Annotated in this window: 23 protein-coding genes; 3 read left to right on the top strand and 20 right to left on the bottom strand. The window is 59.8% G+C overall.

Annotation, left to right across the window (positions count from 1 at the left end; all coding sequences use genetic code 11):
• Position 1: 1 nt before the first annotated feature.
• From WCX18_RS04375 to WCX18_RS04345, 7 genes are all read right to left on the bottom strand, one after another.
• Positions 2-1846: a hypothetical protein gene (locus tag WCX18_RS04375; protein ID WP_345989993.1), complete on the bottom strand. Its 1845-nt coding sequence runs from the start codon at positions 1844-1846 to the stop codon at positions 2-4.
• Positions 1843-3207 (bottom strand): hypothetical protein, encoded by a 1365-nt coding sequence (locus WCX18_RS04370; protein ID WP_345989989.1) that lies wholly within the window; start codon positions 3205-3207, stop codon positions 1843-1845. The genes WCX18_RS04375 and WCX18_RS04370 overlap by 4 nt, the downstream gene beginning before the upstream one ends.
• Before the next feature lie 71 nt (positions 3208-3278).
• Complete coding sequence (locus WCX18_RS04365; protein ID WP_345989986.1) at positions 3279-5486, bottom strand: endonuclease MutS2; 2208 nt, start codon at positions 5484-5486, stop codon at positions 3279-3281.
• A complete protein-coding gene (locus WCX18_RS04360) occupies positions 5483-5812 on the bottom strand; it encodes a hypothetical protein (protein WP_345989983.1) in 330 nt (109 codons plus the stop codon). Before WCX18_RS04360 ends, WCX18_RS04365 begins: the two co-directional genes overlap by 4 nt.
• Entirely contained in the window at positions 5809-7116 is a 1308-nt protein-coding gene (gene murC / locus WCX18_RS04355) for a UDP-N-acetylmuramate--L-alanine ligase (protein WP_345989981.1), read from the bottom strand. The genes WCX18_RS04360 and murC overlap by 4 nt, the downstream gene beginning before the upstream one ends.
• Positions 7113-7598 (bottom strand): hypothetical protein, encoded by a 486-nt coding sequence (locus tag WCX18_RS04350; protein WP_345989979.1) that lies wholly within the window; start codon positions 7596-7598, stop codon positions 7113-7115. The genes murC and WCX18_RS04350 overlap by 4 nt, the downstream gene beginning before the upstream one ends.
• Positions 7591-8730 carry a succinyldiaminopimelate transaminase gene (locus WCX18_RS04345; RefSeq protein ID WP_345989976.1) on the bottom strand — a complete coding sequence of 380 codons (1140 nt, stop codon included), beginning with the start codon at positions 8728-8730 and terminating at the stop codon, positions 7591-7593. The genes WCX18_RS04350 and WCX18_RS04345 overlap by 8 nt, the downstream gene beginning before the upstream one ends.
• Positions 8731-8829: 99 nt before the next feature.
• On the opposite strand from WCX18_RS04345, the gene WCX18_RS04340 reads away from it, so the two are divergent.
• The 3 genes from WCX18_RS04340 to WCX18_RS04330 all read left to right on the top strand — a co-directional run bounded on the left by WCX18_RS04340 (position 8830) and on the right by WCX18_RS04330 (position 10409).
• The gene (locus WCX18_RS04340; RefSeq protein WP_345989973.1) at positions 8830-9462 is read left to right on the top strand and encodes a Crp/Fnr family transcriptional regulator; all 633 of its coding nucleotides are present in this window, start codon (positions 8830-8832) and stop codon (positions 9460-9462) included.
• Between the two features lie 97 nt (positions 9463-9559).
• Positions 9560-10057, top strand: a complete 498-nt coding sequence (locus WCX18_RS04335; protein WP_345989970.1) for a c-type cytochrome — start codon at positions 9560-9562, stop codon at positions 10055-10057.
• A 142-nt stretch (positions 10058-10199) separates the two neighbouring features.
• Entirely contained in the window at positions 10200-10409 is a 210-nt protein-coding gene (locus WCX18_RS04330) for a hypothetical protein (protein ID WP_345989967.1), read from the top strand.
• 72 nt (positions 10410-10481) lie between these two features.
• Here WCX18_RS04330 and WCX18_RS04325 read toward each other — a convergent pair whose 3' ends face one another.
• The 13 genes from WCX18_RS04325 to ruvA all read right to left on the bottom strand — a co-directional run bounded on the left by WCX18_RS04325 (position 10482) and on the right by ruvA (position 21957).
• Entirely contained in the window at positions 10482-10784 is a 303-nt protein-coding gene (locus WCX18_RS04325) for an MTH1187 family thiamine-binding protein (RefSeq protein WP_345990757.1), read from the bottom strand.
• A gap of 45 nt (positions 10785-10829) precedes the next feature.
• Entirely contained in the window at positions 10830-11339 is a 510-nt protein-coding gene (locus tag WCX18_RS04320; RefSeq protein WP_345989965.1) for a tetratricopeptide repeat protein, read from the bottom strand.
• Positions 11340-11453: 114 nt separating this feature from the next.
• Positions 11454-11948: an HIT domain-containing protein gene (locus WCX18_RS04315; RefSeq protein ID WP_345989963.1), complete on the bottom strand. Its 495-nt coding sequence runs from the start codon at positions 11946-11948 to the stop codon at positions 11454-11456.
• A 68-nt stretch (positions 11949-12016) separates the two neighbouring features.
• Positions 12017-12907, bottom strand: a complete 891-nt coding sequence (locus tag WCX18_RS04310; RefSeq protein ID WP_345989960.1) for a thioesterase family protein — start codon at positions 12905-12907, stop codon at positions 12017-12019.
• 15 nt (positions 12908-12922) lie between these two features.
• Positions 12923-13516 carry a hypothetical protein gene (locus tag WCX18_RS04305; RefSeq protein ID WP_345989958.1) on the bottom strand — a complete coding sequence of 198 codons (594 nt, stop codon included), beginning with the start codon at positions 13514-13516 and terminating at the stop codon, positions 12923-12925.
• A gap of 13 nt (positions 13517-13529) precedes the next feature.
• Positions 13530-14813: a TRAP transporter large permease subunit gene (locus WCX18_RS04300; RefSeq protein WP_345989955.1), complete on the bottom strand. Its 1284-nt coding sequence runs from the start codon at positions 14811-14813 to the stop codon at positions 13530-13532.
• Positions 14810-15316, bottom strand: a complete 507-nt coding sequence (locus WCX18_RS04295) for a TRAP transporter small permease subunit (protein WP_345989953.1) — start codon at positions 15314-15316, stop codon at positions 14810-14812. The genes WCX18_RS04300 and WCX18_RS04295 overlap by 4 nt, the downstream gene beginning before the upstream one ends.
• Positions 15317-15326: 10 nt before the next feature.
• Positions 15327-15839, bottom strand: coding sequence for a TlpA disulfide reductase family protein (locus WCX18_RS04290; RefSeq protein WP_345989952.1), 513 nt, complete (start codon positions 15837-15839; stop codon positions 15327-15329).
• Between the two features lie 39 nt (positions 15840-15878).
• On the bottom strand, positions 15879-18110 hold the full coding sequence (locus WCX18_RS04285) for a TIGR03545 family protein (RefSeq protein WP_345989950.1): 2232 nt from the start codon (positions 18108-18110) through the stop codon (positions 15879-15881).
• 64 nt (positions 18111-18174) lie between these two features.
• Positions 18175-19617 (bottom strand): UDP-N-acetylmuramoyl-tripeptide--D-alanyl-D-alanine ligase, encoded by a 1443-nt coding sequence (gene murF / locus WCX18_RS04280; RefSeq protein ID WP_345989947.1) that lies wholly within the window; start codon positions 19615-19617, stop codon positions 18175-18177.
• Positions 19614-20348, bottom strand: a complete 735-nt coding sequence (locus tag WCX18_RS04275; protein WP_345989944.1) for an alpha/beta hydrolase — start codon at positions 20346-20348, stop codon at positions 19614-19616. Before WCX18_RS04275 ends, murF begins: the two co-directional genes overlap by 4 nt.
• Positions 20348-21385 carry a D-alanine--D-alanine ligase gene (locus tag WCX18_RS04270; RefSeq protein WP_345989941.1) on the bottom strand — a complete coding sequence of 346 codons (1038 nt, stop codon included), beginning with the start codon at positions 21383-21385 and terminating at the stop codon, positions 20348-20350. The genes WCX18_RS04275 and WCX18_RS04270 overlap by 1 nt, the downstream gene beginning before the upstream one ends.
• Before the next feature lie 8 nt (positions 21386-21393).
• Complete coding sequence (gene ruvA, locus WCX18_RS04265; protein ID WP_345989939.1) at positions 21394-21957, bottom strand: Holliday junction branch migration protein RuvA; 564 nt, start codon at positions 21955-21957, stop codon at positions 21394-21396.
• Positions 21958-22023 lie beyond the last annotated feature (66 nt).

Here is a 22023-nt window from a genome sequence, read left to right as displayed (position 1 = left end):
TTCACCCGCAGCGGGTGAAGTAGCGCTTCAGCAGTATGGGCAGCAGGTAGACCACGACGGCAAGGTTTGCCGCGAGCAGGCTCCCCAGCTCCAAGCCGAACTGACGAATCATCGTGCCGCCGAACAGCATCCCGGCCAGCCCGATCAGCATCGTCATATTCGAAACGATGATCGGATGGAGGACGCTGCCGATGCACGCATGTCCCTGCTGCTTGATACAGATGAAGAGATGGATGACCGAATCGGTGACCAGCCCGACGAACAACACGGTGCCAAGCAGGGTGATCATGGTGAGGTCCATCCCAAAAAGACGGTGCACACCCACAAGCAGAAGGAGCGAAAGCAGCGGGGACACAAGGACGATGACACTCTTCCATGTCCGGCAGTAAAAAAGAAAAAAGAGCACGACAAAACCGAGTGAGATGCCGACACCGGCAAAGAACTCCCCGGCGAACCGTTTCAAAAAATGTTCAAAGTCGGCGATCTTGCCCAGAACACTGACCGAGAAATCGTCCGAGGCCTCACCGATCGCCCGGAGCCGTTTGACCATGGCGGTGATGGCATACGAAGGGGTCGTGATCGGAATGCTCAGCGTCATGTAGGTGTCGCGCTGATCCGGGCTCAGCAGCGGCAGGCCGCCGTCGAGCCACTCCATGGCGAGCAGGTACTGGGCATAGGCATCGGGCGTCGCATCAACGAGCGGTGCGTCTGCAAAACGCTCATACCCCATCGGAAGGCTCCCAAGCAGCCTCCCGGGGACCGCTTCGGTAATGCGCTGCATCACTCCGGCGAGTGCCCGGGCCTTTTCGACATCGGAAAAGTCGCCCTGCTTCGCATGTAAACGGACGACAAAAGGCAGCGTCGGCAGATAGTCGGACTCAAATGCCGCAATGCGCTTGTACATCGCCATTGTCGGCTGCATAAGATTCAGAGGGTTCAGATCTATCGAAGGTGTTTTTGCGCAGACGAAACCGCAGGCGACGGCAGCAGTGCCGAGAAGCAGCATCCCCTTTTTCAACCAGGCACCCTCTGCCTGCCACCGCCTGCGCCAGCCGAACACGAAACGCACCGGCCCAAACAGATAGATCCGGCCGATGAGATAGCCGTAAAGCACCCCGAGCCCGAGCAGCATCATCTTCCCGAAAGTGCTGATGAGCCCAAACTCAGACCCATAGAGGAAGAGACTGCTCAATGCGGTCGTGGCGACCGAAAGGGTAATGCCGAATGCCAGCTGATGTTTGCTGATCTCCCCCGAATGAAGATAGTTGAAAAGGGTCAACGCATAAATGACGAGAAAAACGACCGCCAACAGTGCCGCGGGATCGACGGCGACTCCGACGGCCACCAAAACAGCAAGCAGCGATACCGTAAACGCCCCGATCTCGATCAGAATGTTCAGCAGGTATTCCAGCGATGTCAACAGCCAAAGCAGCAGAAGCAGGAACGGGGCTATCGCAGAGACATAAAACACCATGTCATCGAAAAAGCCCTGCAACAGCAGCGCGCCGACGACGGCGGTGCCGCTGTGCGGATAGGCCCCAACCCTTTCGAGGATGGTATTCTGGTTTTCCCGGCTGAATGTGATCAGGTAGAGTCCCTGGGCGTCAAGGCGGTAATAATCCGTGATCAGCCCATCCGAACGCCATACGGGTAGGGGCGACTCCTCTGGGAGTGCCGTAAAAAGATACTGCCGGTCCGGCGTGAACCACTGCTGCTGCACCGCAGAAGCAGGCGTACCTGGAAAAAAACGGCTCCAATCCACCGTACGGACCTCAACCTGCCGCATCAGGACAGCGCCGAACAGCAGCAGTATCAGCAGCACACCCGTTTTCTGCGCGAGCTTCAAAAGGTCGCCCTTAGCGTGAACCCGAGGGTGTTGTACGCTTTGTCGTCCGAGTGGTAAAGGGCGTGAAGGTCGACCTCAAAGGCACCCCGGCTCAACACAAGGTTCGGGAGCATCACGGCGGTGGCATTGCCCGCATACCACCCCGTGATCAGGTAATGGTCGAAGCGTACGGCCACGCCCCGGTACACGGCCAGATCAAACCTGTTCAGCAGCATCGTCGCCAACACACTCTCGCGGTACTGTTTGAGATAGCCCCACTGTACTTCCAGGTCGAAGTAGGCATCCCCGGCCTGGCGATCCAATCCGAAACCGAGCATGGTAAGCGGTGTAAAGCTGTTGAGTACCGGTACCCTGTCGCGTACGCTCGCTTCGGCGCGAACGCCGTAACTATTGACCGTCCCCTCGGCATACAGGGCAAACTGGTTATACCGAAAGCCTCTGACCCCCTTGATGGGATTGAGGTCCGGCTGATCCAGGTAGGCTCTGAGTGCTTCCCCGGTACTTTCGCCGTCCGCAAGCGCGTCGATCACCGCCAGCAGCTGCTCGTCAACCCGGATATAGGGCACTTCCGAATAGCGGTTCGTCCAAGCGGCACCGAACGTCGCCCCATCGCTGCTGCGCTCAAAAAGTGCCTGAAACGTGCTTTTCCCGATGGCCAGGGCACGTTCATTGTATTGTGAATCGATATCACTTTTGAGCGCAGGACTGATACTGTCACGGTACAACGGGAGGAAAACCTCCTGGTAGACCGCTGCCCCTTCTGCGCTGTTACGGCTGAGTTCTTCGAAATAGGCGGGGAGATAGCTGTCAAGCAGAAACCCCACATAGGTCGAGAGGTAGCTCTGTGTGCGCCCGTCGTAGGGCTGGACGGTCACCCTGACCAGGGAGGCATTCCCGACGAAGTAGGAGAGCTCCGCCATCCACTGGGGTATCCTGCGGAGATTGATATTCGTGTCGTCGAAAAAGTCCACCCGTACCGGGTTGAGGGTATCCAACCCGCTCAGATAGTCCAGTACCCCCGTTTTGGATACGAATTTGCCGATTCTGACGTCGAAATCGTCCCCCCAGTAGACCAGGGCCGCCTGGTTGAGAGTCACGCCGCTGCCGTCATGCCCTTTGTAGAGCAGAAGCCCGCCGTCGATGCGGTACGATCCCTCCTCGTAATTCCCTTCGCTCAGTGTCAGGATATAGGGGGTATCCGGGTAGGTAGCGCCGTTGTCGAGCTGCCGCACGATAAAGGATTGTTTGAGGGTAAGGCTTCCGGGCAGGCCGGTCGCCGAAGAGGAAATCTCTTTTCCGTCCAGCAGTGTGCACCCCCCTATCACTCCCAAGGTCAGCATCACGGCAACAAGACGGTTCACGGTAGACGTCACCTCTCCATCCGGCCCGGCAGCAAGGCGTTCCCGGGCCAAGAATATTAGAGGATATTATATCAGAGGTGAACGATTTTTGCCCCGAAACCGCCCAGCTGCGGGGGGGCGTCCTCGAAGCTTTTGACGCTGGGGTGCTCTTTGAGGAACTCTTTGACGGCGTAGGAGAGTTTGCCCGTGCCGATGCCGTGGTAGATGATCACCTCGTCCCACCCCTGGATCAGCGCGTCGGAGATGAAGACGTCCATCTTCTCACGGGCCTGTTCGGCCCGCATGCCGTGCAGGTCGAGTTTGAGGCCGCCGCGTTTTTCGACCTTGTTGCTCACCTGCACTTTCGGTTTGGGAACCGCCGCCTTTCCGGCGGGCTTGAGCTCGTTGCGTCTCACGCGCAGCCGCATCCCCTCGACTTCGATCGTCGCCTCCTTCTCTTTCAGTGCCACGATAACGCCGCGCTGCTTGCGGTACTTGACGGCGTCCCCGACGCTGAACGCGACCGGGGTGCTCTTCTGCGGCGGCTCCTGCTTTTGCGGCAGCTGCCGGTTCGCTTCGTTCATCGCGCGGTGGATCGCCGCCGTATCCCCCGCCTTGGCCGCCTGCTTGGCGCTCTCGATCGCCTGCTGGAACTCGCCCCGCAGCCGGCGCTCCAGTCCTTCATACTCGCGCCGCAGCGTTTCGCGCTCCTCTTTGAGTGAACGTTCCCGTTCGTCAAGCTGTTCCAGACGCTCGTCCACCTCGGCATGCTTGCGTCGCAGTTCCCGCTCCAGTTCGCTCCCGCGTTCGATGAGAAGATTGAGCTTCTCGTGCTGCTCGCCGTAGACCTCTTTGGCCCTGTTGACGATCCCCTGGGCGATCCCGTAGCGCAGGGCCGTCTCAAAGGCGTAGCTCTTGCCGATGATCCCCTGGAGGAAATCGTAGGTGGGGACCCGGCGCTCCTCGTCGTAGACGGCCGCGACCAGTTCGACGTCGTCGCGGTCGGCCATCAGGGAGGCGAGCCGCTTGTGGTGGGTGGTGACGACGATCTTCTGCCCGCGCCGGATCAGGTCGTCGAGGATCACCTTGAACAGCGCCGCCGCCTCGTCGCTGTCCGTTCCCAGTTCGATCTCATCGACCCCGACCAGCGCCGATTTCCGTTCGAAGAGCCGGGAGAACTGCTGTATCCGCCCGGCGAAGGTGGAGATGTCGTTTCGGACGTTCTGGGGGTCGTCGATGACCGCCTCGATCTGTTTGAAGGAGCCGATGCGGGAACGGTGGGGATTGAGCTTCATCGGCAGCAGGTACTTGGCCATCAGCGCGGCGGAGAGGATCGATTTGAGCAGCATCGTTTTCCCCCCTGCGTTGACCCCGGTGATCATCAGCACCGAGGCACTGAAGTCGAGGCTGACGGGTTTGGGGTTGGAGAGGGCGGGATGCTCGAACGACTCCAGGACGATGGCATCGCCCTGCTGTGCCGCGACGATATGCAGCCCTTTGGCTCGGGCGAAAAGCACCCGGGCCTGGTAGTGGTCCAGGCGGTCGAACTCCTTGTCGATAAAACCGATAAAGGGCTGCAGCTCGCGCAGCTGTGCCGAGAAGCCTTTGGCGTACTCGTAGTAGCGTGCATCGCGCTGTTGGGACAGGGCACGGATCTGCTCTTTGCTTTTGAGCAGGCTGTCGGGGGTGACATAGAAAAAGCCCGCCCCCGTCCGGCCTACGACGCTCCCTTTGAACACGGCGCCGAAACCGCCGCGCACCAGGAGGCACTCCTCGTCGTTGACATAGTGCACCTGGGTGTCGACGAGGTATGTACGCAGATTGTCCGCATAGAGCAGCCGTTTCATCTGTGCCGCGATATCGCTCTTCTGCGCCCTGATCCGCTCGGCGATGGCATAGAGTTCCTCATCGAGTTCCTCTTTGAAGTGGCCCTTTTCGTCAAAGTGGCGTTCGACCTCTTTGAACGTATCCGGGACGACGACGGAGGCCATCCATTCGCCGATGATCCCCTCGAAGCCGCGGTTTCGCAGGGTACGGAAGTAGCGCACGACCTTGATGAGTTCGAAGATCTGTTCGAAGCTGAGCACCCCCTGCTTTTTCAGGTGGATCAGGATCGTGTCGAAAGCGGTCGTTTTGGGAGGGGCGGGAAACTCGAGGGCGTCGAGGGCACGGATGAACTGGTAGTGGCGTCCCTGGTCGCCTTCGATATAGAGGGGTTTTTTCCGGCTGAGAAAGCTCTCGATCTCGGCCACGTGGGCCTGCAGATCAAGCTGATCGAGCAGATGGCCGAATGCGCTCATCGGCACCCTGCGGCGTCGAAGATCTGCCCGGCATGGGGCGTCCCTGCATGGGCGATAAAGCTCTGGGTCCCGACGCTGAGGGTAAAGGTACGGTCATTGACTTCCACCCCCCTACACTCAAGTGTCTGGTGCTGGTTGAACTTCAAAATGACGGCACGGACATGCTCCTGCTGCGCATCGACCGACTGGTTCCAGGCCACGGCCCCCGCGATGATCAGCAGCAGCACACCCGCCATTGAGAGCTTCTGCCGGTGGGAGAGCTCGGTAAAGAAGTGCATCCCCGCATACAGCAGCGCGATGACGGCGACGATATAGAGGTAACTCATTTTTCTCCCCGGAGCTGGTAGGTGATATCGCCGGCACCGAACCCGATGATCAGGCCCGATTCGAGCTGCTGCACCATTGTATCCTCTTTCAGGACCTCCAAGCCGCAGCCCCGGCGTTTGACCCGGTCGGCCAGCAGCGGGCTGTACGCGGCGAACACCCCTTCGAAATCGATGATGCGGGGCTCTTCGCCCGCCGCCCATACCGGCAGGATGATCAGGCGGTCCACCCCTTCGAAGCAGTGCGAGAACGCCTCGAGGTTATCGATGGTGCGGGAGTATTTGTGCGGCTGCCAGACGGCCGTCACCGTCTCCAGGCCCAACATGCGGGCGTAGGTCCGTGCCGATGCCATCGTCGCCGCGATCTCCGTGGGATGGTGGCCGTAATCGTCGATCAGCACGCAGCCATTAGCACTCTCGATGATATCGAAGCGCTTTTTGATCCCCCGGTATCCGAGAATGCGCTCACGCACCGTCTCGACCGGCATCGTCTCTGCCGCGGCGAGGATCGCCAGCGCCGCATCCAGGGCGATATGCTCGCCGAAGCCCCAGACGTCGAACGTCCCCAGCTCTTTCAGGCGGAAACGCGTATGCGGCTCCCCGTCGTGCAGGACGTATTCGACCTCGGAGATGTCGCGGCTGGGATAAAGCCGGATCGCATCCCCCTCAATCGTCCCGAGAAATTCGTCTTCCGCGTTGATGACACGGATCGCGGCCGACGCGATAAAGCGGCGGTAGGCGTCATAGAAGCGTTCGTAATCGTACTCGTAATACTCCATGTGCTCCGGTTCGGCATTGGTCACGATGGCACAGTAGGGGTTGGAGTTGAGGAAACTGCCGTCACTTTCATCCGCTTCGAAAATGAGCCGTTCGTTCGTATCGTCGTACCGGACGTTGGAGCCGAAAGCCTTGGACTCGGCCCCGATGATGGCGGAGCCTTCCATAATCGCCGCGAGAATCGCCGAGGTCGTACTTTTGCCGTGCGCACCGGCGACGGCGTAGACCTCTTTGTCCTGGAGAATGCGCAGCAGCGCTTCACGGCGCGGCAGCACCTCGATCCCTTTCTCCTGCGCCGCCACCACTTCGACATTGGTCGGTTTGATGATCGCCGAATGCACCACAAGGTCCTGGTCCGTGATCGCGCTCGCGTCGTGGGGAATGGTAATGGCGATCCCTTTGGAGCGGAGCTGTTTGACGATCCGGTTGTCGGCGATGTCGCTGCCGCTGACCGTGTTGCCCTTGTGGTCCATGTACTGTGCGAGACCGGAGATGCCGATCCCCCCGATGCCGATAAAATGGATCTTCACGATTCGTCCGTCCCGTTCCCGTCCATGCGGAACGCACTGATGTAGAAGGTCCCGTTGCGCTGGGTTGCTTCCAGGTCGGCCGCGTCATCCAGGAACTGCCCGAAATCGGGGAGCCGTTCTGCAAAGCTCTGGTGCTGCGTCATCGCCTCGGAAAAACGCGCGTCGTCGCTGAGGCCCGCGAGGATCTCGAAGAGCGCCGCCGCATCGGACGCTTTGCCGGCGCTGTAGTGTTCGACGGCATACTCGTAAAGGGCCCGCAGCGTGGCAAAGTCCTTAACCTCGGTCATCTGCATACGGCGAGCAGTCCCCAGTGCGTCGGTCAGGTTTTCCAGGGCCAGGTCGAGGATGTTGGCGTAATAGGCGATCAGCGTCTGCTCGTCAAAACACTCGTTCGCTTCCTGCTCCAGTACGTAGAGGCCGGCGATATCCGCCGCCTCCTGCGCCTTGAGGATTTTTTCTTTCAGGGCTTCGGCCTTATCCATTCATCGCCTCCTTGATGCGTTCGAGCGCCATGCGCGTGCGTTCCGGGCTCTCGACGAGGGCGATGCGGATACGCCCTTTGCCCGGGTTGTTGCCGTTGATGTCGGTGCGCGCCAGGTATTCGCCCGGCAGAACCTTCAGGTTGTAGTCGCGGTAGAGCTTTTCGGTAAAGGCAATGGCATCGTCCACCTCCAGCCAGAGGTAGAAGGTCGCCTCCGGCACCTCCGTGCCGAGGATCTCCCGTGCCATCTCGAAGTTCTCGCGGTAGACGGCCCGGGCCTCTGCGACATGGGCTTCGTCCGCCCAGGCCGCCGCCGCGGCCGTCTGCAGCGGCAGCGGCGAAGCGCAGCCGATATAGGTGCGGTACTGGCGGTACCCTTCAAGGATCGTCGCATCCCCGGCAAGGAAGCCGCTGCGCAGCCCCGGTGCGCTTGAGCGTTTGGAGATGGAGTTGAGCGCGAGCACATTCTTGAACGCCGTATTGCCGACGGCCGCGCTCGCCTCGAGGATGCCTGCCGGGGCTTCATGCGGATAGATCTCGCTGTAGCACTCGTCGTTGAGGAGGACGAAATCGTACTCCAGCGCCAGTTTGACCCATTCGCCGAGCTCTTCGACGGAGAGACAGCTGCTGGTGGGGTTGTTCGGGAAATTGAGGATCACCAGGTCGCTGGCCCGCAGCACCGCCGGGTCGACCTGCGGTCTGAACCCGTTGGAAGCATCGAGGTTGAGGTAGTTCACCTTCGCACGGCTCGCGATCGCGGCCCCCTCATAGATCTGGTAGAAGGGGTTCGTAAACGTCATGACCGGATCGGGCTTGTCGAACAGCAGGTACTGCGGGAAATTGAAAAGGACTTCCCGGGTGCCGAAGCTGGAGACGAGCTGATCGTTGGCCAGCGTCACCCCGAAACGGCGGGCGACGAAATCGCGCATGGCGCCGTTGAGGGTCTCTTCGCCCGCCGTTTTCGGGTAACGGCGCAGCGTATCGGCACTGCCGCACAGCGCGTTGCGGATAAAGGCGGGGGTCTCGAACTGCGGCTCCCCGATGGTCAGTGTCAGCGGGGCGTAGGCACTGTTGGGCTCGATGGGATCGAGCAGGGCACTCAGTTTTTCGAACGGGTAGGATTCAAACTGCATTCTCGTCCTGATTTTTTTTGCTCTATTATACTTTGCGGCCCATTAGAATCTGCTATACTTTTGCAGCACCGGGGGGCCCGAACCCCCGAAAGGAACGAGATGGAATGCTTCCCCTGCTACCGCCGCCTCGGACGTGATTCCAGAAAACTGATCGACGCCCACGCCGGGGGAATCCGGCTTGAGGGAGGCATGGAGCTCTTCCGCCAGGGGGACCGCTGCAGGGAGATCCTTTTTCTCACGGAGGGGAACGTCCGCGTCTTCCGGCAGCATGAGTCGGGACAGGAGATCACCCTCTATTTCCTCGGCGCCGGCGAACAGTGCAACGTGAATCTCAACAGCGCCTTTACCGACACTCCCGCAATCGGAACCGCCGTCGCCGACGGGCCGATCAGCGGTTATCTTTTCCCCGCCGGCGTCGTCAAACAGCTCTATACAACCGAACCCGTCTACCAGGACTATATTTTCGCTCTCTTTGCCAAGCGGCTCGAATGCATGGCGGGGCTGGTCGAGGATGTGCGTTTCAAGAAACTCGACGACCGCCTCCTGGAGTGGCTGCAGGCCCAGAATGCGCGCTGCATCCCCATCACCCACGAAAAACTCGCCGCGCACCTCGGCTCTTCAAGGGAGGTGATCAGCCGCCTGCTCAAAGAGTTCGAACACAACGGGGTCGTCACGCTTCACCGGGGCATGATCGAACTGCTCCAATGCCCCGAAGCTACGCACTTTACTTAAAGTGAATTTATATGGAGGAACAAACTTCTTCCGCACCTTTGACCCAAATGCTCTAACAGTGTACAATGGCGGCATCTTTTTAAAAAGGCTCCCTTTGATGAGAACCCTTGCTTTTACAGCCGCCCTGCTCCTGCTCGCCGGCTGTAACGATTCACCGAAGACACAGCCCGAGGCCACATCCCAAGCCGCAGCCCCCGTTGAAACTCCTGCACCGGCAGCTGAACCGACACCGGCGCCGGTAGCGGAAGTTGCGGACAACACCTCTGTCGCGCCGGCGACGCCTGTTGCCGAAACGGCACCTGCCGCGGCCCCGGCAGCGGAGAGCGCACCCGTCGCCGAAACGGCTCCGGCTGAACTCTTCCAGAAGTGCGCCGCCTGCCACGGCAACCACGCCGAAAAAATGGCACTGAACCAGTCCGCCGTCATCGGCGAATGGGAGAGCAAGCGCATCGCCGACGCCATCATCGGCTACCAGAAAGGCACCTACGGCGGTGCCATGAAGACCCTGATGCAAAACCAGGTCAAAGAGCTGACCCCGGTCCAGGTCGAAGCCCTCTCCGAATACATCGCCAACCTCTACGTCAAAACGCACTGAGGTCCGGCCATGCAGACGATGGAAGAGACCCAGATCAAACTCGTCATTTTTCTCGTCATCGGCGCGATCTTCCTCTACGTGCTGACCCGCAAGAAAAAATAGGTTATACTTATTTTTCTTTCACACTGAGGAGGGTTTTCACATGAAGGATTTAACGCAGTTTCAGCGCGACCGCAACTGGTTTATCATCTTTTCAGTCGCATTCGTTTTCGGGATTGTCTGGAGCATGATGGGAGACACAACCGGTAAACTGGTCTATACGGTGATCGCTTTCGCACTCTTTATCCATTCGGGTATCACGATGGAGCTTCACGCGCACCACGCCGAACACGACCACGACGGTAACGGCTGATTTCCTTGAACGTTACGGTATACGGGTAAAGCCCGTCTACCTGAACTCGCACCCGGTGCGCTTCGGCAGCAATCAGTGGCTGACGTCCCGGCCCAACTCCCGCTGTACGGAGTCGATCTTCCCTTTTAACCGCCCCGCCTTGCCTTTTCGTATATCAAGTTTCAGCGACGAGTAGACCCGTTCGCAGTCCTCGCCCAGGACATCGTAGGCTTTCTCTACGACGGCAAGCGCCTCTTTGACGCTTCCCGTCTCAACAATGGTCCCCATCGGCGTCAGCTGATAGGGCAGACCACTGCGGTCGATCATATCGATGATGCGGCTGACATAGGCAGAGACGGAAGCGCCGTCCCGGCAGTCACCGCTGGTGGGAAACATGGAAAATTCAAGCAATACGGATGTCAAGCGTTACTCCTTCAAGCCTCAATCCAGGCAGGCCTGGGGGTCGAGGCGGCGCAGTTTTTCAATGTTGTCCCAGGCGTTGTTGTTGCCTTTCTGGGCTGCCTTGCGCCAGTAGCGGTAGGCTTTGGTACTGTCTTTTTTGACCCCGAGACCCATCATATGCATGATCCCCAGGTTGTTCATCGCCACCGTGCTGCCGTTGTCCGCCGCACGCTGGTACCACTGCACCGCTTCGCCGTAATTCTTTTTGACCCCTTTGCCGGTTTCATACATGTAGCCCAGGTTCAGCTGCGCCTCCGCATGTTCCTGCGACGCTGCTTTTTTATACCAGTAGACCGCAAGGTCATCGTTCTTGGTCACGCCGGCACCCCGGCTGTACATTACGCCGAGGTAGAACTGCGCTTCCGCATTTCCCTGCGAGGCGGCCATTTTGTACCAGTTGACCGTGCTCGTCTTCGTCGACGCTTCCCCTTCGGCCGCGAAGAGCGCCGTCCACATCAGAAGTGTCAGGGCTGCGATTACTGCTTTCATGGATATACCCACTTTCACATTATAGATTGCACTATGCTATCTGATATCTATTGAACATAAAATTAAACAAGAAATCAAACTTTTTTTATCTCACAAAAATGGCCACGCCGGATGTCACACGAAATAGCGCGGAGCCAGTTCCAGCAGACGGCGGTAGATCCGTTCGAAATCGGTCGAATAGACCCGGGTCCCGGCCACGGCGGTAATAAAGTTCGTATCCCGCTCCCAGCGCGGTACGAGGTGCAGGTGGATATGCTCTGCAATCCCCGCTCCGCCGGCCTTTCCGAGGTTCATGCCGATATTGACGCCCTGTGCGCCGAACCCTTCTTTGAGCATGCGTACCCCCTGCTGCGTCAGGGCGCTGATCCGCAGCCACGCTTCGGGCTCCAGCGTTTCAAGCGCATCCGTATGGACGTGGGGGATGATCATGAAATGGCCGGGCGTGTAGGGGTAGCGGTTCATGACGACAAAACAGTGTTCGTCGCGATAGAGGACATGCAGTTCGGCGTCGGCTTCGGCATGTTCGCTGATGTGGCAGAAAACGCACCCTTCTATAGTCTGCCCGCTGATATAGTCCGTGCGCCACGGCGCATAAAGAATCTCTTTCATGTGGGGAGTATAGCGCATTCTCATCGGCAGATGGAAGAGCGTCCAGGGAAGGTTTCCCGCAAGCGCTCCTATGCCTGCGGTGCTGTTGCAGGCACGGCTACGTACGCCGTCAGCTGCCGGTACAGTGCCTCCGGCATCGGCCGTATTGACCCCTCGGCTGTCTGGAAAATCTCCCAGGCGATGACGCACCGGGCAACAGGGGTATGATCGGATGCGCGCGCAATCGCGACGGCCCACTCACCCCCCTCCGGGCCCAATGCCGTCAGCGCCATCGTCAACTCCAGTGTCTCTCCCCAGACCGCCGGTACCAGGTACTGGATATGGACATGACGGTTCCGCAGCGCCAATCCCTGTGCTTTGAGCTCCGCGGGGCCCCACCCGAAACCGGCCAATGCCGCGACGACGGCATCTTCGGCAAAGGCGACGTAACGGGTGTTGTTGACATGCTCAAGCGAATCCAGGTCCTGCCACTCCACGGTCCGCCGGCGCTGAATCGTCCGGTTCCCCTCTATGGTAAGCGTCGGAAAGGGACGGTGCGGAACCGTCCGGGGTGCCGGCGCCGTCAGACGTTCCACAATGGTATCGGGAACCGCTTTGGGGCGCATGTTCGCCGGGTTGAGCGTGACGACCTCCTGTGCCCCCTGCGCGACAACCTCCCCGCTCGCCTTATGCACAATTTCGAAAAAGCGCGTCCCGTGGACCCTGCGCCAGTGGGCCAGCCAGATGGTCAGTTCGAATTCGTCGTCGGGGAGGAGCGGCCGCAGCAGGGTGATCTGCGTTTCACGGACCACCCAGACCAGCCCGAGCTTCCGGCTGTCCTCGATCCCGAGTCCGACCGCCGCCCCCCAGGACCAGGCCGTTTCGATCAGGTAGCGGAAATAGGTGGGCAGGTGCACCTCTCCGTTGGCATTGGCATCGGACCAGTCGACCCGGAACGTTCTTGAAAAAATATGTGACATCACTGTTCCCCAGACTTAGTAATAGACTTCACGTACCTTCATACGTTTGAGAGGTGCGCCGAAAAGTTCGACCATCTGCCGCTCCGTCAGCGGCAGCGCGTAAAAGGCACCGCCGTCCGCTGTGCCGACAATGGGTGCTGCCCTCCCTCCGGCACAGTGCGAACAGAGCCCGAGACGCTCCAGCCGCCCCGCTGCAAATTTCATGTAAATCCCTTTGCCTTCGTAAGCATCGTCTTTTGCCGCCCTCTGCTTCCACGCTTCGGGCCATTGCGGCGGCGGCTGATATCGTTCGAGATAGCGCGACGCCACTGCCGGCGTCAGTTCGTACAACGCATACGACGCTGTTTCGGGAGTAAATTTCAGGCGCACTTTTGCAATGTCGGGTGCTACCGTCTCGGTGAAGTCGATTCCGATGGAATAATAAAGGACGTCGTCCGAACCGTCAAGCTTTTCGGCATGCGCTACCAGAGAGGGCTTCTCGAAACGCACGACATTCGCACAGCCCTGGAACAGCACAACCGACAACAGAATGAACAGCAGCGTTCCTGCTCCAGCAATGGACGGTATTGATCTCCCGAACCGTCTTTGCGCTGTGATTCTGGCAGACATCAACCTATGCCGCCTATATGAACGCGAAGACGAGGTCGGGAAAGAGGATGACGATAACGATCGCCAGCAGCTGCAGCAGGATAAAGGGGATGATTCCCCGGTAGATCTGCAGCGTCGTCACCATCGTCCCGGCGGCCCCCTTGAGGAAAAAGAGCGCCAGTCCGAACGGCGGGGTAAGGAAAGAGGCCTGCAGGTTAAGCGCGATCAGGATCGCGAACCAGACGGGGTCGATCCCGAACGCGTGCATGACGGGTACGAGGATCGGTACGACGATAAAGGAGATCTCGATGAAGTCGATGAAGAAGCCAAGGATAAAGATGGCCAGCATCGCCACCCCGATAAAGACCCATACGTTCCCGATATCATGACTGAAAAACTCCAGCACGAGGTCGCTGCCGCCGAGCTCGTTGAATACGAGGCTGAAGGCCGTTGCCCCGATCAGGATCATAAAAATCATCCCGCTGAGCTTGACCGTCTCCAGCAGTGCGTAGCTGACCATGGAGCGGCCGAACGTGCCGTTGAAGGCGCTGAGCAGCAGCGCACCGACGACGCCGAATGCCGCCGACTCCGTCGGCGACGCGATCCCGGCGAAGATGGAGCCGAGGACCGCGACCATCAGCAGCAGCGGCGGTGCGATCGCCGCGAGGGCTTTGAAAATGCCGACACGTTCGCCCTGCGACGCCGCCGGGGCCGCTTCGGGTTTCAGCGCCGCGTACACCAGGATATAGACGATATAGAGGCCGACAAGCACCAGCCCCGGAAGCACCGCCCCCATGAAGAGCTCCCCGACGCTGACGTTCATGACGTCGCCGAGAATGATGAGGATGATAGAGGGCGGAATGATCTGTCCGAGCGTGCCGCTGGCCGCGACCGTCCCCGACGCCAGCCCCTTGTTGTAACCGGCCTGCAGCATCAGCGGCAGGGCGATAATGCTCATCATCACGACCGAAGCGCTGACGATGCCCGTCGAGGCGGCAAGGATCGTCCCGACGAGCACGACGCTGACGGCCAGCCCGCCGCGCAAGCCGCCGAAAAGGCCGCTCATGGTCTCAAGAAGCTTCTCGGCCATTTTCGACTTCTCCAGAATGAGCCCCATGGCGATGAAGAGCGGGACGGCCATCAGGGTCGTATTGCCCATGATGCCGTAGATGCGGAACGGCAGCAGGCTGAAGACCTGCAGCCCCAGCTCGGGGATCAGCAGCGCAAAAAGCAGTGCGACCCCGCCGAAGACGAAGGCAACGGGGATGCCCGAAAGCAGCAGCGCCAGCGCGATCACGAACATGGCCAGTGCGATCACACGTTCTCCTTCAGCGCCTGCCAGGCATGTGCCAGTTCGCGCAGCGCCTGCAGGATCAGCAGTGCGAACGCCAGCGGGATCAGCGCCTTGACGAGGAAACGGTAGGGAAGCCCGCCCGGGTCGGAAGAGGCCTCCATCTGCGTAAAACTCATCATCACGAAGTCGAAACTGACAAAGAGGATCAGCACGGAAACCGGCAGCACGAAAAAGAGCATCGTCACCACGTTGACGAGATGCTTGGTCCGTTCGGAGAAGCGGTCGTAGAAGATATCGACGCGCACATGCGCCCCCCGGTGCATGGCATAGGCGACGCCGAGCATGATGACCACGTCGAAGAGGTGCCACTCCAGCTCCTGCAGCGCGACGGAGCCCTCATGGAAGAGGTAGCGGCGGGTGGCGTCAAAGACGATCAGGAGCACCAGCATGCCCAGGACGGCCGCGCTCAGGGCGCCTACCGAACGGATCAGCAGCCGGATAAAGGCAAACTTCCCCTGCTCTGTCATGTCCGGCAGATCACTTCTTGAGCAGTTCGTCGAAGATCATCTCAAGGTCCTTATCGCTCAGATAGCCCGGGATAATCTCGGAAACCTCGCCTTTGCCGTTAAAGATGATATTGAATGGGATGCTGCCGTTGAATTGTGCCCGGGAACCGATATGCCGGACGATCGCCATATTGTCCTCGTATTCGAATACGGGGTAGTTGAACCCCGCGGCCCCTGCCAGATGCGTGCGGTCCTGCGGCATCATGCGCCCCTGCATATGGATACCGAAAATACCGACTTTATCTCCGTAGCGTTTTTCCATCGCAACGAGATGCGGGATCTCCTTCTTGCAGTAGCGGCACTGTTTCCCGAAAAAGTTTACCAGCACCGGTTTGCCCTCGTAGCCTTTGAAACGCATGCCGTTGGGCAGTTCCGTCGCGACGATCGTCTTCTCGCCCGCCGCTTTGAGCGTAAACATCTCCGCGGCATCCGCCGCCCCGAACATCAGCAGCAGCGCCGCCGCCATCATGATTACTCTTTTCATTGTTCTCCTATTTTCCTGTAGTCTACCCGGGCTGCACTCCTAGAACGGGAGCGCGCCTTTGAGTTTGTCGCTGACCGCGCCGCCGCCGGCCAGTTTGGCTGCTTCCTCGGCGAGCTTGCCTAGCATCGTGTTCTGGTCGCCGACGAGCTTGTCGACGTCGGCAATGCCGGACTCCGACGATTTCAGATCCGCCAGCTGCGCCGCGGTATCCCCGCCCAGCAGCGACTTGAGCTCGCCCTGGTACTTTTCAAGCTCCTTGCCCATCGCTTTGCCGAGCCCCTGGGAGATCTGGCGGTCCAGGTCGGACGTGACGCCGATGGTCGGTGCCGTCAGTGTCCCGCCCAGGGTCGTCTCCAGCTTGAACGCGGAAATCCCGCTGAGAATGCCTGAGACGATCTCACCCGTTTTGCCGCCGAGCCCCTCGGCCGTAATGGCCGCATCGCTGAACGCGAAGCTGCCGCTCCCGGCAAGCGCAGAGGCATCGCTGAGGCTGAGCGTCCCCGTCATGGCCAGGTTGCTCTTGTCCAGCATGACCGGTTTCATATCGAGCGCATCCAGCGGAATTTGCAGCGCTTTGAAGTTGACGCTGTCCTTTACCGTGTCGCCCAGGCGGTTGTCTTCACCGGAAAGCACGAGCCCCTTGACCGTCGGGCCGTCACTCGTCGCCTTGAACGTCAGCGGGCGCCCCAGCGCCTTCTGGTTGTCGGAGATGTCGTTAACGGTGCCGGAGAAGGCCTGGCTTTTGAAGAGGCCGTCGATCTGGGTCAGGGCCACCAGCATGTCCGGGCTCGGCACGGTCTGCGGGTAGCGCATCCAGCGCCCTTCACCCCGCGGCGGTACCGCCTCCTCCGGCGGGTTTTCACCCCCGGCACTGCCGAGGTAGGGAGAGACCATCGCGTAGTATTCGCGCGCCAGCGCCAGGTAGCCTTTGATCTTCTCGCCGAAGAGTCCGCCGATAACATTCAGCGCGCCGTTTCCGTCGAGGGTATAGGTCGATTTGAGGCGGTTGTAATCTGCCATCGGGGCGTCTTTGACCTGCTGCATCAGCGCGGCAATGCGTTTGCGGTCGTTGTCGAAGTCCGCCTTGAGCTTCTCGAGCGCCTTTTTACGTGCCTCTACTTTCGCTTTGAACGCCTTGGCCTCCTGGGCCAGTTTGATCATCGACTGCGGGTCCTTCGACTGGCTCATCGTCTTAAGCTTGTCCAGGTCCGCCTGCAGGTCCGCGAGGCCGTCAGCGTTCAGCTCCTCCTTCGAGGCCTTCTCCCAGCGCGCCTTGATCTCGCCGATCTCTTTTTGCGCATCGTTGTAGACCTTGACCGACTGCAGGTCTGCTTTGGCTAGCAGAGTCTTGGGGTCGGGGAACTCAAAGGTCGGGAGCGCGAATGTGCTGCCTTCTCCCTCCGCCGACGTCGCCGCTTTTGCTTCCGCCGGGGATTTTTTCAGTGTCGCCGGGGTGTCGAAACCGACGCCGCTGATGATCATCTTCTCGATATGCACTTTGTCCATCAGCAGTGCCGTCAGATCCGCATCGAAACTGATCAGGTCCGCCGAAACGGCATCGACCCCCTCTTTTTTGCCCGCGACTTCGAGGCGGTGAAGCGTGACGGCGCCCTTGCTGAAATCGGTATCGACGGCGCCGACACGGACATCACGCTGCAGCGCCAGGCTGCCGCCCGTTTCCACCGTCCATTTGAGCAGCGGGTCGATGACCAGCAGCGCGACGGCGGTGACGATCCCCCCTCCGGCGACGTAGAGGCCCGCACCCCACCAGCGCACCGTCGGGTCCAGGTGCGTCGTCGCTTTGAGGAAACCGAAGGTTCCCAGGACGGGTCGGCGTTCGAGGAACCTCGCCAGTACCGTACGGTAACGCCCGATCAGAAAGCCCAGCAGCAGGTAGAGCGGTACGGCCAGCAGCAGCGAGACGACCGTCGCCCCCATGACCAGGGTGTTGTTGAAGTGCGTCAGGCGGACAAAACCGTTGTTGTAGAAGCCCGTCCAGAGCCCCTGAAGCCCTTCGCTGCTGAGAATAGCGTAGCCGAGCTGTTCGAACCAGGGGTCGAAGAGGTAGCCTACTCCTGCGAAAAGCGCCGCCGAGACGAAGAAGAGCCCCAGGTGGATATTGAGCAGAAAGGCAATCAGAAGGATCACCGCATTCTGCAGGCCGCTGATGGGCGTCAGCCCCGCGATCATCCCGAGCGTGATCGCCAGCGTCACCTGCCAGGGGCTTTGGGCGGAGTTCAGGGCTTTGAAAAGCTTGAGAAGAAATTGCATGGAGGCTCCTTTGGCTGTATTATATTACAAAATGATTAGCCGTCGGTTTCGCCGCGGAGACGCCCTAGATAAAGTTCGGAGCGTCGTTGGCGAAGTAGATGATATCGCCGGGGCGGGTCTTCTCGGCCAGGACGGATGTCAGGGTGCTTTTCTCTTCGAGATAGACAGCGTCGGCGATGGTGAGTTCCGCCTTGAACTGCGCCGCGTTGAGCTTCCCGGTCACGATGACGAGGTTGAACACCCCGTTGATCGCCTCGATCAGTTCGCGGTTGAGGGCTTCCGTGCTCTCCACGAGGCCCGGGGTGACGATCACTTTGCGCCCCGGGTGCAAAGCACAGAGGCGGATCCCCTCTTTCATCCCGTCGATATTGCCGTTGTAGCCGTCGTCGAGGATGATCTTGCCGCCGGCATCGATGCGCTGCAGACGGTGTTCGACCGGTTTCAGGGCTTCCACGCCCCTGATGATGGCATCATCTTGCATCCCCATCGCCCGTCCGATCAGCACGGCGGCCTCGATATTGACGGCATTGAAGCCTCCGAGCACCGGGGCGTGCAGGTGCAGATGCGCCCCGCCGAGGGCGAGGTCGAATGCCGTCCCTTCAAGGTCGGCGGCGATGTTTTCGATCTCCGCCCCGAAGAAACGCACTTTCTCATGCGGTTCTTCGGTCGCTTCATAGTGGACGAACGCCGCTTTCAGGCGGGGTGACTGGATCAGTTCCAGCTTGGTGCGCACGATCGTCTCCAGGTCGCCGAAATACTCCAGGTGCTGCGGGCCGACCTTGCCGACGACGGCATAGTGCGGTGCAACGAGCTGCGCGATCTCGAGGATGTCCCCGGGACGGCGCGCGCCCGCCTCGCAGACGTAAACCCGGGCCGTTTCGGGAAGGGCTTCGTTGATATCTTTGATGATTCCGCCCAGGGTATTGACGCTGCGCGGCGTCATGTAGACCTCGAACTGCGTCCCGAGCAGCTGGGCGATAAAGTTCTTCATGCTCGTTTTGCCATAGCTCCCCGTCACGGCGACGACCGTCAGGTTTTCCAGCCGGGCCAGTTTGCGCTGCGCCTCCCGCTTATAGGCAAGGAAAAGGAACTTCTCTATGCCTGTCGAGAGCAGCCACGCCAGCAGCAGCGGGAGGAAAAGGGGCAGCATGCCGCAGCTCTTGATGAGGCAGAGGAAATCACCGAAGAGCGCCAGCGCGCCGAGCAGGATGAGAAAACGTTTGACCCGCCAGGTCAGGACCAGTTTCTTGTCCAGACGACGGTACCACCAGATGAAGGCTCCCAGGTAGAGGAGGAAAAAGGGCGGGAAAAATTCGCCCAGGATGAAATAGGCGAGAAAAGGGGTAACGAAGTAAAAAAGGTGCCAGCTGCGTTTGTGGTGGTTGAGGACGACGCGCTCGAGCTTGTAGCTGTACCACTGCAGGTTGAGGATGAGATACCACCCCAGCGCCAGCACCAGCGCGAGGTTGGTTACGACCGCCAGTGTCTGCAGAGCCGCCGGGGTCACTTCACGCTCCGCGTAATCTCGGCGGCGATCTCGGCCGCTACCGCGTCAGGCTGTTTGAGGAAGAAGTAGTGGTCCCCCTCCATCGCGACAAGCCGGCTGTTTTCGATGAGCGTGCTGATCTTCTCCGCGCTTTTCATCGGCGTTGCCGTATCGTCACGGCCCCAGCACAGCAGCGCCCGCCCGCCGAAGTGGCGGAAGGTACCGGAAAAATCTTCGTTGACGACGCGTTTGAACGTCTCGTACATCACCTTGTTGAGGCTCTTGGCATCCTCGGCGACGAAGCGCGACCGCAGTTTGGCCAGCCCCAGGGTCTTGAGCAGTTTGAACGCGGCGATCTTTACCCGCACTTTCAGCGGTTTCGGCCAGACGATCCCCGCCGAGGAGAGCAGCACCAGAAGGCGGGGGCGCAGCAGGGTTGCGACCTTCCCGCCGAAGGAGTGACCGACGATCACCTCTTTGTCATTGGCGTTGATCTGCGCCAGGAAAAGCTCCATGATGTCGGCATAGTTCTCGCTGTCGAGCGCGATCGGCGCGGTCGAGTTCCCGAAGCCCGGCAGGTCGACGTAGACGTGGCGGAAGGTGTCGAGCGTTTGGCCGAACGCCTGCTTCATCAGCTCTTTGTTCGATCCCCACCCGTGCAGGAAAACGATCGTGTGCCTCGCCCCGGGGTTGATGATCTCGTAGCTGATCGAGAAGGTGTGCTGTGCATATTGGAGGGTCTTAAGGGCCACTATTTTCCTTTGGCTGCGTTGATGGAGTGGATGTATTTGTAATCGACCTGCGGACGGCGCGACTGCGGCAGGTTTGAAAGCAGGTCATTGATGGCCGCGGGGAAATCCGCGAAGAGGTAGTTCGCCATCGAGCCCGGGATGGGGTTGATCTCGTTGAGGTAGACCTCGCCGTCGATGACGAAGAAGTCACAGCGGATCAGGGCCCCTTCGAAGAGCCCTTCGTAGATGGAGGCGAATGCCATTTTGAGCTTCACGGCCAGAACGTCCTCGATAACGGCGCTGCCGATCTCACCGCTGCGGGCGAAGTCAAGGTACTTCTTGTCGAAATCGAGGAACTCGTTCTTCTGCGGCTCTTCGATGATGGAGTAGACGATCCCCTCTGCACCACGGTAGCCGGCCAGGTTGTACTCTTTGACCCCGTTGATAAAAGGCTCGACGATAACGCTGTCATCGAACTCGAAGGCGACGTCGAGGGCATAATCGAGTTCCGATGCGCTTTTGACGACGCTGACCCCGATGGAGCTCCCCAGGCGCGAAGGCTTGACGATGCAGGGCATCGGCGTAGACACCTTGCGTGCCCCCGCCGTATGCAGCTCCTCGTACGCCACCGTCTTGACGCCGCGGCCCGCGGCGAACCACTTGGTCATGCGCTTGTCGAAACTGAGTACCGAGGCATCCGTGCGCGGGCCGATGAAGGAGATATCGAAGAACGACAGCAGCGACGCGACCGTCCCGTCCTCGCCGTCCGCGCCGTGGATCAGGTTCAGCACCGGCATCGCATGCTCGGTGGAGCCCAGGCGCCGTTTCTGGACGAACGCCCCTTTGGTCAGGGTCAGCACGGGGGCCTTTTTATAGTCGCCGGAAGCAAAATACTTCGCCTTCATGTTACCGCGGTCGATCATGTAGAAGGTGTGGTCCTGGTCGCAGAACACGAACGTCAGCTCATAGCCGGAAAGTTTCTCCATCACGGTGATGGCGCTGACGATGCTGATCTCGTGCTCGTAACTCGCGCCGCCGAATACAATCGCTAATTTCAAGGTGATCCTTACAGTTTCTGAAGTAGTTTGAGCGCCTCTTTGACGAGGGCGGAGGTCTCGGTGCTTTCGCATTTGGCCAGGGCTCTGGCCACTTCCTCTTTCTTGAAGCCCAGGGACTCCAGGGCCTGTGCCGCTTCGCCGGAGGCGGCCGGGACGGCCGCATGTCCGGCGGTCAGTTCGATGTCGAAACCGGCCAGCTCCACGAGAATCCGCCCCGCACTCTTGGGACCGATACCGGGCACGCGCTTGAGCTGGGTGATGTCGCCGGCCGCGATCACCTGCCCGAACTGCGCCGGCGTGAAGGTCGAACAGATCGCCTGCGCGACCTTGGGGCCGACGCCGTTGATCTTGATGAGCCGTTCGAAAAGCACCTTTTCGCTCTTCTCGAAAAAACCGAACAGCAGCTGGGCGTCTTCGCGGATAATGTGGGAGGTGTGGAGTTTGACCCGGGGTTCGCGGATGGCGCCGTAGGTCTGAAGTGAAATAAAAACCTCGTAGATCAGGCCCGAAACATTCAGATGCACCAGTGTTGGTTCTTTGTGTTCTACCGCGCCTTCAATCCCGACGATCATCCCCGCTCCTGCAGCCAATTTGGTTGTTATTGTAATGCAAAGGGGGTTAAAGTTGTGTAAAAGCGC

Origin of the sequence: Sulfurimonas sp. HSL1-2 (genome assembly GCF_039645565.1) — a bacterium.
Lineage (GTDB): Bacteria > Campylobacterota > Campylobacteria > Campylobacterales > Sulfurimonadaceae > Thiomicrolovo > Thiomicrolovo zhangzhouensis.
This window is presented reverse-complemented; position numbering and strand designations above follow the sequence as displayed.

What these genes read in the sequence shown, in the direction of transcription:
- WCX18_RS04365 (WP_345989986.1), bottom strand. Translation starts at nt 5,486, where the DNA reads ATGAGCGCATTCGGCCATCTGCTCGATCAGCTTGATCTGCAGGCCCAC.
- WCX18_RS04360 (WP_345989983.1), bottom strand. Translation starts at nt 5,812, where the DNA reads ATGAGTTACCTCTATATCGTCGCCGTCATCGCGCTGCTGTATGCGGGG.
- WCX18_RS04350 (WP_345989979.1), bottom strand. Translation starts at nt 7,598, where the DNA reads ATGGATAAGGCCGAAGCCCTGAAAGAAAAAATCCTCAAGGCGCAGGAG.
- WCX18_RS04345 (WP_345989976.1), bottom strand. Translation starts at nt 8,730, where the DNA reads ATGCAGTTTGAATCCTACCCGTTCGAAAAACTGAGTGCCCTGCTCGAT.
- WCX18_RS04340 (WP_345989973.1), top strand. Translation starts at nt 8,830, where the DNA reads ATGGAATGCTTCCCCTGCTACCGCCGCCTCGGACGTGATTCCAGAAAA.
- WCX18_RS04335 (WP_345989970.1), top strand. Translation starts at nt 9,560, where the DNA reads ATGAGAACCCTTGCTTTTACAGCCGCCCTGCTCCTGCTCGCCGGCTGT.
- WCX18_RS04330 (WP_345989967.1), top strand. Translation starts at nt 10,200, where the DNA reads ATGAAGGATTTAACGCAGTTTCAGCGCGACCGCAACTGGTTTATCATC.
- WCX18_RS04325 (WP_345990757.1), bottom strand. Translation starts at nt 10,784, where the DNA reads ATGTTTCCCACCAGCGGTGACTGCCGGGACGGCGCTTCCGTCTCTGCC.
- WCX18_RS04320 (WP_345989965.1), bottom strand. Translation starts at nt 11,339, where the DNA reads ATGAAAGCAGTAATCGCAGCCCTGACACTTCTGATGTGGACGGCGCTC.
- WCX18_RS04315 (WP_345989963.1), bottom strand. Translation starts at nt 11,948, where the DNA reads ATGAAAGAGATTCTTTATGCGCCGTGGCGCACGGACTATATCAGCGGG.
- WCX18_RS04310 (WP_345989960.1), bottom strand. Translation starts at nt 12,907, where the DNA reads ATGTCACATATTTTTTCAAGAACGTTCCGGGTCGACTGGTCCGATGCC.
- WCX18_RS04305 (WP_345989958.1), bottom strand. Translation starts at nt 13,516, where the DNA reads ATGTCTGCCAGAATCACAGCGCAAAGACGGTTCGGGAGATCAATACCG.
- WCX18_RS04295 (WP_345989953.1), bottom strand. Translation starts at nt 15,316, where the DNA reads ATGACAGAGCAGGGGAAGTTTGCCTTTATCCGGCTGCTGATCCGTTCG.
- WCX18_RS04290 (WP_345989952.1), bottom strand. Translation starts at nt 15,839, where the DNA reads ATGAAAAGAGTAATCATGATGGCGGCGGCGCTGCTGCTGATGTTCGGG.
- WCX18_RS04285 (WP_345989950.1), bottom strand. Translation starts at nt 18,110, where the DNA reads ATGCAATTTCTTCTCAAGCTTTTCAAAGCCCTGAACTCCGCCCAAAGC.
- ruvA (WP_345989939.1), bottom strand. Translation starts at nt 21,957, where the DNA reads ATGATCGTCGGGATTGAAGGCGCGGTAGAACACAAAGAACCAACACTG.